This is a genomic window from Neisseria sp. HMSC069H12 (assembly GCF_001812735.1).
Taxonomy (GTDB): domain Bacteria; phylum Pseudomonadota; class Gammaproteobacteria; order Burkholderiales; family Neisseriaceae; genus Neisseria; species Neisseria subflava.
The window spans coordinates 34,292-47,709 of record NZ_KV810303.1 but is presented as its reverse complement, the minus strand read 5'-3'; the positions used below and the strand labels follow the sequence as shown (position 1 = coordinate 47,709).

The following is a 13,418-nucleotide window of genomic DNA, read 5'->3' as shown; positions in this document are numbered from 1 at the left end:
TCCAGTGTCTTAACCGCTTGACGACTCCCCAACTTACTAAATCATATGAAACAGAGGATGAATATCTAATCCTTCCACACAATAAGCTTCATATGATTGAAAAACCTGTTGGTAAATTGTATTTGCTTCTTGATGAGATGCACTTGCTATAAACAAACAAGCCCCAGAACCTGTCATTATTACATAACCATATTGGGATAACTCAACATAAGCCTTCCAAACTTCAGGATATTCCTGAAATACAACCGCCTGCATATCATTTTGAAACGGCTGTAATGATTGGAAAGTCGGCATTATGCTGGGTTTGGAATCACGTGTCAAGCCTTCATGTGCAAAAATTTTAGCTGTTGCCACATGGACGGGGGGCTTAACGATAACATACCATTGTTTAGGGACATCTATTTCAGCCAGCTTCTCGCCTACTCCTTTGGCAAAAGCACTTCTTCCAAAAATAAAAAAAGGAACATCCGCACCAAGACTTACACCTAAATCAATCAGTTGCTGCCTGCTCAAACCGCATTGCCACCATTGGTTTAAAACCATTAAAACTGTGGCCGCATCGGAGCTGCCGCCGCCCAATCCGCCGCCCGTCGGAATCACTTTATCCAACCAAATTTCAACACCGTGCGGTACGTTTGCATATGGCAACAATAATTTAGCCGCCCGATAAGTCAAGTCCTGTTCGGGCTCAAGCCCTTCGACCGGCGTATGCAGAATAATCTGCCCATCAGTACGCATTTTCAAATGAACGGTATCGTATAAGCCGATCAAACAGAAAATACTTTCCAAATTATGATAACCATCGCTCCTACGGCCGGTAATTCTCAAATCCAAATTTAATTTGGCCGGCGCAGGAAAGGCTTGGATTTCCTCTGAAACAGACATGGCATCCTCTATTTGCGTGCTGCGCATCGGGTTTGTCCATTCTTATCCAAAGAGTGATTTACTGTATCGAACACCAAGCGGATATTAAACTTAGCATTCTCAAGTTGAAGCGTTTTAGGCTGTCCTGAACTATTTAAAGTACGCGATATTGTCCAGTCAAACTGCTCCAGACGGCCATCAGGCAGGATTTTGTATGGCGCATTGGCGACGCGTTTACCATCCGCCCAAATATGCAGATATTGAACCGGCAAAGCAAAGCCCAAAAGCTGTCTGCTTAATTCCTCAGCCGTTTCCGCTTGATAAACCTTACCCTTACTGTCCACTGCCAATACGCCTTCACTGTCTTGACACAGCTGGCCAACGGTATTGCCCAACGGTGTATTAACATCAATGGTTTGAACCGCATTCTGATAAGTCCAGTCAAAATTGGCATAAGAGCCTTTTCCTTCCGCTTTAACAGCCAATCGACCGTCTGCGCTAAAATCCTGCACCTGCTCTGCTGCTTGCCAACTGTTTTGCTGAGGCAAATTTGGCTGCGCACAGGCAGCTAAAAGCAATAAGGCTGCAACCGATGATAATTGTTTTACATTCATGGACATTCCTTCATAGGCCGTCTGAAATCAAACACTTTTCAGACGGCCTTTTGGTTTTATTTGTGTTTTTGAGGATGTGGTTTGCTGGACGTTATACCGAATTTGGACATTGTCTCTTTTAATACTCGGAGATTGCTTCCGCGCTTCAAACCATCATTCCAGATTTCTTTGGCCTTGTCTTGGTCTCCAAGCGTCCATAGGACTTCGCCCAAATGCGCGGCGACTTCGGCTTCAGGTTCTTTTTCATAGGCATATTGGATATATGGAAGCGCCATTTGTGCATCGCCTTTAAGATAATACGCCCAGCCTACACTGTCATTAATTGCTGCGCTTTCCGGCTCCATTTGATAGGCCGTCTGAACCATTTTAAACGCTTCCTCCAAATCCTTGCCGTTGGACAGCAAGGTATAGCCCAAAGCATTCCAACCGTGTGGATTATCCGGATACAACTCAACAACTCGGCGCAAATCGGTAATCGCCTTGCCTGGCTGATTCAGCTTCTCATACACCATCGAACGCTGATACAACACATTGGCAAGCAGCTCGGGAGAAGCTTGGGTTTTCAAGGATTTTTCAGTGGAATTTACCAAGCTGTTCAAAGCGTTCAACGATTCTTGAAGATTGGTATTTTTAGACAATACAAACAAAGCCGTATTCAGCAAATCACTGGCTTCAAAATAACGTCCTCTTTGCTCGGGCATTTTTTGTGCGCGTTGCACCAAAGCCCAAGCCTCTTTATGGTTGCCCTGTTTGGCTTCGATAGAAGCGGCCAAAATAGTTTTATCAAACGTATAAGCCGTTGCCGTTACCTTGTCCAGCCATTGTTTGGCTTTCGCAAATTCTTCAGCATCATTATAAGAAACCGCACCAATCAACGCCGCACGGCTGCGCTGCTCTTCCGTACCGGCTTTATAAGCCTTTTCCAGATAGCTGTTTACCGCAGAAATATTTTCCGTCTTGCTGGCGGACAATAAGGCGGCCTGAATATACAAATCAGGGTTTGGATTTTCTTCCAACAAAGTCTGCAAACGCTTAAAGGCCTGATCATTTTGACCATGGGCGATCAAATTGGCGATGTCCAACTCCTGCCAAATCGGAGATAAGGTTTTGGTGTCTGTATCTTTGAAGAAGCCGTCCAGAATATCAGGATGCCGTTGCGCCATCAGTCGCAACGTAACAAAAGTCGGCGGCAGGATTTCGTTGTCCAACTTAGCCAATCGCTGCAATGCTGCAATGGCGTTTTTCTTTTGACCGTCTTTTGCACTAAAAATTGCATCCGCAATCGCTGCTTCTGGAAAGTCTTTATAATTCAGTGCCGTTTTATGTACCTGCTTGACCGCATCGCTGGTCAGATTCGGCTGTTGTGCTGCGGTTTGTGCCAAAAGCAGGAACACGCGCTTTTGCTCGTCTTCACTACCGCCGGCAATCACCTTGTCCAATCCGCTCAAATTCTTATCGGCTTTGCCCAACAGCAAATTGCGCAACCAAGTCATACGCTTTTGTGTTTCACCAGGCTCCGGCTCGATTTCGCGCCATTTTTGGTAAATGGCTTCAGCCTGTTCAAAGGCATTTAAAGAAACTGCCATCTCCAAAGCGCGTTCGGCCACTTCGGGAGATTTGGTGCGATGCAACGTCAAAATATACGTAAACAGCGCAGAAGCCGCATCACCCTTTTGCAGGACCAGTTCTGAATTTAACAAAGTGAAAACCTGCGAGGTACGGTTTTGTATACCCAACAGACGTATCCGCTCCTGCTCGCGCTCTTCAGGAGAAAAACGGTCGGCACGGCTTTTCTTTTTAATAATCTTAGCCGATTCAAAAACTGTTTTTGAATCGTTGGGCGCGGCAAAAGTCTGTGTAGCAAACAACATCATTACAGCCGCAGCTGCTACTCGAATACGGGATGGGGAAAACAACATAACTATCCTTTTTGAGAACCTGCCGACATTTTCAGACGGCCTAAGCACTTGCAAAACAGACGCAAAGCTTTATTTATCATTCAGGCATAACTGTAACACACGCACCCTATTTTGTTGACACGGTAACCGTAAACCTTGTGTAATCCTCATCTGCATAAAACGATCAGCATCAAAGATGAATACCGACCAACTTATCCATTTTCTAACTCAAGCTTCACACTTCAGTAGCCGTATACAAGCAGAGCGCAATCAATTAGTTACCCCAAAAACGGTTAAAGAAGCAGCCGTTTTGGTCAGCATTGTCTTGCATGAAGGAGCATGGCAAATTTTACTGACCAAAAGGGCCGAGACCTTAAGGCAGCATACCGGACAAATCGCCTTCGCCGGCGGCCGCAAAGATGTTCAAGACGACAGCCTAACGGCAACGGCGTTAAGAGAAGCTTATGAAGAAACTGCCATTCCGATTACCGCATGGCAGACTTTTGCGCCGCTACCCTTCTATGACACGCCTTCCGGCTATCGTGTTACGCCTATTCCGGCAATTTGCACCCATTCCGTCAACCCCAAAGTCAACCCCGACGAAGTAGCAGAAATTTTTTATCTGCCTTTGAGCTTCGCCTTAAACCTGAGAAACTACACATTCCGTCAGCTTCATCACAACAATCAAACCCTCGCCCTCCCCACCCTACCTTTTCGGCACTACGACATTTGGGGACTGACAGCAATCATCCTATATGGACTGGCAGAACGTTATCAGCAATATTGCCAAGCTTTTAAATAAGGCAAGGCCGTCTGAAAAAATAGGAAAGAATGGTTTCTGATTTTCTTATGGTGTTTGGTTATATCCCTGCCACAACAAAATAAGTTATAGCGACAAACACAAAACAGGAGCAGAAAATTTCAAAATAAACGATTGGAAAATAGTGTAACGATATAAAAATTCATTTTTTCACAAATAAATTGTGCTCTCTTCATTTTTCAGACGGCCTTTGCCTGCGTATAATATCGGTCTGATTTACAATTCAAACGAGCTTAGCCCAGCCATGACCGAATCCATCCGCCTGCCCGCTTCTACACTCAAGCCCTCCACCGTTGCCCTGCCCGGTTCCAAAAGCATCAGCAACCGCACGCTGCTCTTAGCCGCACTCTCCGACAACGTTTGCGAAATCCATTCTTTGCTCAAATCCGACGATACCGACCGAATGCTTGAAGCACTCGACAAACTCGGCGTACAAATTGAATCTTTACCTGAAGGCCGTCTGAAAGTTCATGGCGCCGGCGGCCACTTTCCCAACTCAACCGCCGATTTGTTTTTAGGCAACGCCGGTACGGCATTCCGCCCTTTGACTGCCGCGCTTGCCGTTTTGGGTGGCGACTATCATCTGCACGGCGTACCGCGTATGCACGAACGCCCCATCGGCGATTTAGTGGACGCGTTGCGCATTGCCGGTGCAGATGTACAATATCTGGACAATGAAAACTACCCTCCGCTTCAGATCGGCAAACGCCAAGACAACGGCGAGCGCGTTATTCCGATTAAAGGCAATGTGTCCAGCCAATTCCTGACGGCCCTGCTGATGGCTTTGCCCTTGACCGGACAAGCTTTTGAAATCCACATGGTAGGCGAATTGATTTCCAAACCTTATATCGACATCACGCTCAAGCTGATGGCGCAGTTCGGTGTGGACATCATCAATGAAGACTACCGTGTATTTAAAATCCCGGCTGGTGCCAAATATCATGCGCCCGAACATTTATATGTAGAAGGTGATGCCTCCAGCGCGTCTTATTTCTTAGGCGCAGGTCTGATTGCCGGTACACCCATCCGCGTGACTGGCGTCGGCGCACACAGCATTCAAGGCGACATTGCCTTCGCACGCGAACTGGAGAAAATCGGTGCGGATATCATTTGGGGCGAAAATTTTGTTGAAATTTCCCGTTCTGCCGAACGCAAGATTCAGGCTTTTGATTTGGATGCCAACCATATTCCAGACGCGGCCATGACCTTGGCCATCGTCGCACTGGCCACCAAACAGCCCTGCACCCTGCGTAATATCGGCTCATGGCGCGTCAAAGAAACTGACCGTATCGCCGCCATGGCAAACGAACTGCGCAAACTGGGTGCAGAAGTCGTTGAAGAAGCCGAAGCTATTCATATTACGCCTCCCGAAACACTTACTCCTGATGCCGTCATCGATACTTACGACGACCACCGCATGGCCATGTGTTTCTCACTGGCTTCGCTTTTGGGCGTCCCCGTCATCATCAACGACCCGAAATGTACGCATAAAACTTTCCCCGACTATTTCCAAGTTTTTGCATCATTGACCAACTGATTGATTATTCAACGTTTCAGACGGCCTGTTGCATACAAAAAACACAGACCGTCTGAAAAATAAAAATAAAACTATACTTTTTCTTAATTTATGCGATAATAGCTAAATAAATTCTTAGCGATTCATATTTCCTTTCGGAGAGAAAACATGTCAGACGAAAAAAGCAAAGCCTTAGCCGCCGCCCTTGCCCAAATCGAAAAAAACTTCGGCAAAGGCTCCATCATGAAAATGGACGGCAGCCAACAGGAAGAAAACCTTGATGTTATTTCCACCGGCTCCCTCGGCGTGGACTTGGCACTCGGCGTCGGCGGTCTGCCCCGCGGCCGCGTGGTTGAAATTTTCGGCCCGGAATCCTCCGGTAAAACCACACTCTGTCTCGAAGCCATTGCCCAATGCCAAAAAAATGGCGGCATCTGCGCATTCATCGATGCCGAGCATGCTTTTGACCCGATTTACGCCCGCAAACTCGGTGTAAAAGTCGAAGAACTCTATCTCTCCCAACCGGATACCGGCGAGCAGGCATTGGAAATCTGCGATACATTGGTGCGCTCAGGCGGTATCGATATGGTCGTTGTCGACTCTGTAGCCGCACTTGTGCCTAAAGCCGAGATCGAAGGCGAAATGGGCGACAGCCACGTCGGCCTGCAAGCCCGCCTGATGAGCCAAGCCCTGCGCAAACTGACCGGCCACATCAAACGCACCAATACATTGGTTGTTTTCATTAACCAAATCCGTATGAAAATCGGCGTGATGTTCGGCAGCCCTGAAACCACAACCGGCGGTAACGCGCTCAAATTCTACGCCTCCGTCCGCCTCGACATCCGCCGTACCGGTCAGATTAAAAAAGGCGATGACGTCATTGGTAACGAAACCAAAGTCAAAGTCATCAAAAACAAAGTTGCGCCTCCATTCCGTCAAGCCGAATTCGATATTCTTTACGGCGAAGGAATCAGCTGGGAAGGCGAATTGATCGACTTGGGCGTCAAACACGACATCGTTGAAAAATCCGGTGCATGGTACAGCTACAACGGCGCAAAAATCGGCCAAGGTAAAGACAATGTACGCGTTTGGCTGAAAGAAAATCCTGATATCGCCAACGAAATTAATGCCAAAATCCGTGCAGCAGTCGGTATCAATGTCGATATTACCGAAGGCAAATTAGACGATACCGACGGCGAACGTCCTGAGGAATAAGTCTGTTTGAAATAAAAGGTCAAAAAAGACCAAATAAAGGCCGTCTGAAATCCGACCATTAATCGGATTTTAGACGGCCTTTTATTTAATATGGTTTAAAGCCCCAATGCTTGGGCATGAAACTCAATATGCGAATCAATAAAGCTGGCAATAAAGAAATAGTCATGCCCATAGCCCGGACGTACTTTATATTGGATATTGAAACCTTTTTCACGCGCTGAGCGGACAAATGCTTCCGGTTGCAGGACTTCAGGATACAAAGCATCTTCACTGCCGACATCAATCAAAACAGGCAATTTATGCGAGGCCGCCTGAAGCAGCTCTGTACTGTCATAGCATTTCCATGTTTCTACGTTTTGACCCAAATAAGCTGAAAACGCCTGCCTGCCGCCTTCCGTATCGATAGGATGACATAAAGGTGCAAAAGCGGAAACCGCGGCATATCGGCCGGGATAGTTCAAAGCCAAATGCAGCGCACCATGCCCTCCCATGCTGAAACCTGCAATGCTGCGCTCTTTTGTTACTGGGAAATTATGCTCGATCAAATCAGGCAATTCTTGGCTGATATAGCTTTCCATTTGGTAATGCTGCGCCCAAGGTGCTTCAGTTGCGTTAACATAAAATCCGGCACCCTGTCCAAGATAATATTCCTCGCTGTCGGCAACATGCTGACCGCGTGGCGAGGTATCCGGAAAAACCACGATAATATTCCATTGCGCCGCAAAACGCTGGATTCCGCTTTGCCGAACCAATTCAGAACCATCACTATTTAAGCCGGAAAGAAAATATAAAACAGGCGCAGGATAACCTTTTAAGACTTGTGGCGGCAGATAGACATCAAATACCATATCCGTCCGGCAGGTTTGAGAAAAGTGGCGGTAGCGTTCCTGATGCCCGTTAAACATCTTTCTGCGTTCCAGCAAATGCAATTCTGAATTTTTCATTTTATTCCTTGTAAGGAAACAACAATAAGCAGAATGTTAGCGCAAAACCTGCCCATCGTGTTGTTGCCCCTTCTTTTTAAAGCAACCAAATCTGCTTTAAACAAGGCTTGCCAATCATGCGAAATCATTACGCTGACAGCATTTAAAATCTATACACAATCTCTGTGGATAAATCTGTTGATAAGCTTTGGGTAATCGTAAAATTTTCTTTAGGAACAAACCAAGTCTTAAATTGACTAAAATTTAATCAAATAAACTATAATAAAATCAAGTAGTTATATTTATAGAATTTTACTATAATCATACAGTGAAAATTTATAGGTAAAACAAGGTTATGCGGCTTTGTGCATAAATTAGGGTTGACATCCCTAAAAATCGCCCCGAATCAAAAGCTCTGTGAAACAACGGCCAATTTCATCAGATGCCATTCAAAAGACACGCGGCCATACATTTTGCGTTACAATACGCACTTATTTTTAAGAAAGAAAAATACGCCATGAAAGCCTCCCAGTTCTTCATTTCTACCCTTAAAGAAGCCCCTGCCGAAGCCGCACTTGCCAGCCACAAGCTGATGATTCGTGCCGGTTTGATCAAAGCCAACGCATCCGGTCTTTATACTTGGATGCCGATGGGCCTGCGCGTATTGCGCAAAGTTGAAAATATCGTGCGCGAAGAAATGGCTCGCGCGGGTAGCGTAGAGCTGCTGATGCCGGTGGTACAACCCGCCGAACTGTGGCAAGAATCCGGCCGCTGGGAGTTTTACGGTAAAGAACTGCTGCGCCTGAAAGACCGTCATGACCGCGATTTCTGTATGGGTCCAACTTGTGAAGAAGTGATTGCCGACATCGTGCGCAAAGAAGTCAACAGCTACAAACAACTGCCAAAAAACTTTTACCACATCCAAACCAAATTCCGCGATGAAGTACGTCCGCGTTTTGGTGTGATGCGCGCGCGCGAGTTCGTCATGAAAGATGCTTATTCCTTCCATGCCGACTACGCCTCGCTTCAGACGACCTATGATGCCATGTACGACGCTTACTGCCGTATCTTCACCCGTTTGGGTTTGGAATTCCGTCCTGTTGCCGCAGATACCGGCAGCATCGGCGGTACCGGCTCTCACGAATTCCAAGTATTGGCTGAAAGCGGCGAAGACGTTATTGCATATAGCGACACTTCCGATTACGCCGCCAATATCGAATTGGCACCAACTTTGCCGCTTAAAGGCGAACGCGCCGCTGCTCAGGCCGAGTTAACCAAAGTACATACGCCAAACGTCAAAACCATTGAGTCTTTGGTTGAATTCCTCAATATTCCGGTTGAACAAACCCTCAAATCCATCGTGGTTGAAGGCGAAAACGAAGGCGAACTCGTTCTGCTGCTGTTACGCGGCGACCATGAATTTAACGACATCAAGGCAGAAAAACTGGCTGGTGTGAAATCGCCACTGACCATGGCAAGCCCTGCCGCGATTGTTGAACAGTTCGGTGCAAACGGCGGCTCTCTCGGCCCTGTCAACTTCAAAGGTAAAGTCTATGCCGATTTCGCCACCGAAAAAGGCGCAGACTGGGTTATCGGCGCGAACGAAGACGACTACCACTATACCGGCTTCAACTTCGGCCGCGATGCTGCCGAGCCTGAATTTGTCGATTTGCGCAATGTCATCGAAGGCGACATCAGCCCCGACGAACAAGGCCGTCTGAAACTGGCGCGCGGTATTGAAGTCGGCCACGTTTTCCAATTACGCGACAAATATACCCAAGCCATGAATGTCAGCTTCTTGGACAATAACGGCAAATCCCAAATCATGGAAATGGGCTGCTACGGTATCGGTATTACCCGCGTTGTCGCTGCCGCCATCGAGCAAAACAACGACGAAAAAGGCATTGTTTGGACCAAAGCAATGGCGCCGTTTGAAGTCGTTATCGTGCCGATGAACTACAAAAAATCAGAAGCCGTACGCGAAGCCACTGACAAAATCTATGCCGAGCTTTTGGCTGCCGGTGCGGATGTATTGTTGGATGACCGCGACGAACGTGCAGGCGTATTGCTGAATGACTCCGAGCTGTTGGGTATTCCTCACCGCATAGTGATCGGCGATCGCGCATTGAAAGAAGGCAATGTCGAATATGCCGAACGCCGTGACAATCAGGCGCAAGCTGTTGCAGTATCAGAAGTTGTCGCCAAGGTTCTGGCCGCATTGAACGCTTAAGTCTTTTCAATCATGACAAGGCCGTCTGAAACTGATTATTTCGTTTCAGACGGCCTTTTTCTGTTTTAATAAATAATGTTTTTTCCGTAGCTCTCTAATATTTCTTTGATTTTCAAAATGGTTTCTTTAGGCGGCGGATGTACGCCTTTTAATTTGTATTTGTCGCCGCACAAAGCCCATTTGTGTGCGCCCAATTCGTGATACGGCAAAAGCTCGACCATTTCGACATTATCCATATCACCGATAAACTTGCCCAATAAATGCGCTGAACGCTCATCATCGGTATAACCGGGAACAACCACATAACGTACCCGTGTCGGCTGATTGCGTTCCGCAAGATAGCACGCAAATTTCAGCGTTTTGGTATTTGGGATACCGACAAGCACTTTATGGATTTCAGGATCGATTTGTTTTAAGTCGAGCATAACCAAATTGGTATGATCGAGCAAATCATCTAAAATAGAGTCATAGTGCAAAGCATAGCCATTGCTGTCGAGACAAGTATGGATATCGTGTTCCCGACAGGCCGTAAACCAATCGCGTACAAACTCATATTGCAATAACGGCTCGCCGCCGGTTGCCGTTACGCCTCCGCCTGTCGCACGCAGATAATGACGATAGGTCATGACCTGCTTCATCACGGTTGCCACATCCAATTCCTGCGCCTGCTCGGTATGGAGATCCCATGTGTCGCGATTATGGCAATACAGGCAGCGCATCAGACAACCTTGCAAAAAGAGCACGTAGCGCAAGCCCGGACCATCGACAGCACCGCAAGATTCAATCGAATGAATAATGCCTTTGCCGTTATAGTGACGGTGGCCAAGGTCTTTCAGTTCCGGCTCGGGGGTAATGGCAAAAGTCGTGGACATAGTGTTCGGCTCAAAAATATTTTTGCTTATATGGATTGTACGATAATAAAGGCCGTCTGAACATTTCAGACGGCCTTGGAGCTTTGTTTCAAAACAAACCAAATGCAAATTTAGCTTCCGGTTTGTTTTTCCCCCGAATTACATGGTTTCTGTGAACGTACGGGTAATCACGTCAAGCTGTTGTTCACGGGTCAACGAGTTGAAGCGAACCGCATAACCGGACACACGAATGGTCAACTGCGGATATTTCTCCGGATGGTGCATCGCATCTTCCAAAGTCTCGCGATTCAATACGTTGACGTTCAAGTGTTGACCGCCTTCCAAAATACCGTCTTCATGGTGGAAATAACCGTCCATCAGACCGGCAAGGTTGCGTTCGCGAGAATGCTCGTCTTTACCCAACGCGCCTGGAATAATGGAGAAGGTATAAGAAATACCGTCTTTGGCAAACTCAAATGGCAGTTTGGCTACGGAAGTCAATGAAGCGACTGCACCGTTGACGTCACGGCCGTGCATTGGGTTTGCACCCGGACCAAACGGAGCACCTGCACGGCGGCCGTCTGGAGTATTACCGGTTTTCTTACCGTAAACAACGTTGGAAGTAATGGTCAGTACGGACTGAGTCGGAGTGGCGTTGCGGTAAGTTTTGTGGGTTGCCACTTTTTTCATGAAGCGTTCCACCAAGTCGCAGGCAATGTCGTCCACGCGGTCGTCGTTGTTACCAAATTGTGGGTATTCGCCTTCGATTTCGAAGTCAACGGCAATGCCGTTCTCGTCGCGAATCGGTTTCACTTTGGCGTATTTAATGGCAGACAGAGAGTCGGCAGCCACAGACAAACCGGCAATACCGCAAGCCATCGTACGGATCACATCACGGTCATGCAATGCCATCAATGCGGCTTCGTAGCTGTATTTGTCGTGCATGTAGTGAATGATGTTCAACGCGGTAACGTATTGGGTTGCCAGCCAATCCATGAATTTGTCCATGCGCGCAAAGACAGTGTCGTAGTCCAAGACTTCGTCCATAATCGGTTCGGTTTTCGGACCAACTTGTTCTTTAGATTTTTCATCCACACCGCCGTTGATTGCGTACAGCAGGGTTTTTGCCAAGTTGGCACGAGCGCCGAAGAACTGCATTTGTTTGCCGACAATCATCGGGCTCACGCAACAGGCAATAGCGTAGTCATCGCTATTGAAGTCAGGACGCATCAAGTCGTCGTTTTCGTATTGGATAGACGAAGTGTCGATGGATACTTTTGCGCAGTACTCTTTAAAGCCTTGTGGCAGTTGTTCAGACCACAATACGGTGATGTTCGGCTCAGGAGACGGACCCATGTTGTACAAGGTGTGCAACACGCGGAAGTTGGTGCGTGTTACCAAGGTACGGCCGTCCAAGCCCATACCGCCGATAGATTCGGTTGCCCAAATCGGGTCGCCGGAGAAGAGTTGATCGTATTCCGGAGTACGCAGGAAACGAACCATACGCAGTTTCATCACCAAGTGGTCAATGAATTCTTGCGCTTGGGTTTCGGTAATCACACCGTTTTTCAGGTCGCGTTCGATGTAGATATCCAAGAATGAAGATACACGGCCGAAAGACATTGCCGCACCGTTTTGGGATTTAACGGCAGCGAGGTAGGCAAAGTAAGTCCATTGGATGGCTTCTTGTGCATTTTTTGCAGGACCGGAAATATCGTAGCCGTAAGAAGCTGCCATTTCTTTCATTTGGCCCAATGCTTTGTATTGCTCATTGATTTCTTCGCGGCGGCGGATCACTTCTTCCAAGTCCACACCGTTTTCCAAATCGGCTTGCAGTGAGTTGAACTGGTTGAGTTTGTCTTTCATCAAGAAGTCGATACCGTACAATGCAACACGACGGTAGTCACCGATAATACGGCCACGGCCATAAGCATCCGGCAGACCGGTAATCACGCCTGATTTACGGCAACGGCGGATGTCGGGAGTGTAAACGTCAAACACGCCTTGGTTATGGGTTTTGCGGTATTTGGTGAAAATTTCGCTGACTTCAGGATTCAATTCAACGTTGTACACTTTGCATGCGTCTTGCACCATTTTCAAACCGCCAAACGGCATGATGGAGCGTTTCAAAGGCTCGTCTGTTTGCAGGCCGACGATGGTTTCCAAATCTTTGTTGATGTAGCCTGGAGCGTGGCTGGTAATACCGGATATGATTTGCGCGTCGATTTTGTACGGCTCGTGCGTACGGTTTTCTACTTTAATACCTTCCAATACGTCCGCCCACAGTTTGGTTGTGGCTTCGGTTGCAGGTGCCAAGAAAGAGGCATCGCCTTCATAAGGCGTGTAGTTTTTCTGAATAAAATCGCGAACATCTACGTTGGTTTCCCAGTTGCCGCCAGTAAAACCTTCCCAAGCGGCTGGACGTTGCTGAACATCATTTGACATATCAAGCTCCTAATTTTATTGAAAATATAGACCGTAAATTTT

At 47.3% G+C, this 13,418-nt stretch carries 10 protein-coding genes; 4 read left to right on the top strand and 6 right to left on the bottom strand.

What is annotated here, in order from left to right; genetic code table 11:
- Positions 1-36: 36 nt before the first annotated feature.
- The 3 genes from ispE to HMPREF2872_RS10910 are packed head-to-tail and all read right to left on the bottom strand — an operon-like array spanning position 37 to position 3,397.
- Positions 37-885: a 4-(cytidine 5'-diphospho)-2-C-methyl-D-erythritol kinase gene (gene ispE, locus HMPREF2872_RS10920; RefSeq protein WP_070633645.1), complete on the bottom strand. Its 849-nt coding sequence runs from the start codon at positions 883-885 to the stop codon at positions 37-39.
- Between the two features lie 8 nt (positions 886-893).
- Positions 894-1,478 (bottom strand): lipoprotein insertase outer membrane protein LolB, encoded by a 585-nt coding sequence (gene lolB / locus HMPREF2872_RS10915; protein WP_070633598.1) that lies wholly within the window; start codon positions 1,476-1,478, stop codon positions 894-896.
- Positions 1,479-1,534: 56 nt separating this feature from the next.
- The gene (locus HMPREF2872_RS10910; protein ID WP_070633596.1) at positions 1,535-3,397 is read right to left on the bottom strand and encodes a tetratricopeptide repeat protein; all 1,863 of its coding nucleotides are present in this window, start codon (positions 3,395-3,397) and stop codon (positions 1,535-1,537) included.
- Positions 3,398-3,572: 175 nt separating this feature from the next.
- On the opposite strand from HMPREF2872_RS10910, the gene HMPREF2872_RS10905 reads away from it, so the two are divergent.
- From HMPREF2872_RS10905 to recA, 3 genes are all read left to right on the top strand, one after another.
- The gene (locus HMPREF2872_RS10905; RefSeq protein WP_070633594.1) at positions 3,573-4,178 is read left to right on the top strand and encodes a CoA pyrophosphatase; all 606 of its coding nucleotides are present in this window, start codon (positions 3,573-3,575) and stop codon (positions 4,176-4,178) included.
- Positions 4,179-4,440: 262 nt separating this feature from the next.
- Positions 4,441-5,733 carry a 3-phosphoshikimate 1-carboxyvinyltransferase gene (aroA, locus tag HMPREF2872_RS10900; RefSeq protein ID WP_070633592.1) on the top strand — a complete coding sequence of 431 codons (1,293 nt, stop codon included), beginning with the start codon at positions 4,441-4,443 and terminating at the stop codon, positions 5,731-5,733.
- A gap of 147 nt (positions 5,734-5,880) precedes the next feature.
- Complete coding sequence (gene recA, locus HMPREF2872_RS10895; protein WP_070633591.1) at positions 5,881-6,927, top strand: recombinase RecA; 1,047 nt, start codon at positions 5,881-5,883, stop codon at positions 6,925-6,927.
- 95 nt (positions 6,928-7,022) lie between these two features.
- Here recA and fghA read toward each other — a convergent pair whose 3' ends face one another.
- On the bottom strand, positions 7,023-7,871 hold the full coding sequence (gene fghA / locus HMPREF2872_RS10890; protein WP_070633589.1) for an S-formylglutathione hydrolase: 849 nt from the start codon (positions 7,869-7,871) through the stop codon (positions 7,023-7,025).
- Between the two features lie 496 nt (positions 7,872-8,367).
- Between fghA and HMPREF2872_RS10885 the strand changes: the two genes are divergently transcribed.
- Positions 8,368-10,080 (top strand): proline--tRNA ligase, encoded by a 1,713-nt coding sequence (locus HMPREF2872_RS10885; RefSeq protein WP_070633643.1) that lies wholly within the window; start codon positions 8,368-8,370, stop codon positions 10,078-10,080.
- Positions 10,081-10,145: 65 nt separating this feature from the next.
- Here HMPREF2872_RS10885 and pflA read toward each other — a convergent pair whose 3' ends face one another.
- Positions 10,146-10,952, bottom strand: a complete 807-nt coding sequence (pflA, locus tag HMPREF2872_RS10880; RefSeq protein WP_070633641.1) for a pyruvate formate lyase 1-activating protein — start codon at positions 10,950-10,952, stop codon at positions 10,146-10,148.
- A gap of 138 nt (positions 10,953-11,090) precedes the next feature.
- Positions 11,091-13,376 (bottom strand): formate C-acetyltransferase, encoded by a 2,286-nt coding sequence (pflB, locus tag HMPREF2872_RS10875; RefSeq protein WP_070633587.1) that lies wholly within the window; start codon positions 13,374-13,376, stop codon positions 11,091-11,093.
- Positions 13,377-13,418 lie beyond the last annotated feature (42 nt).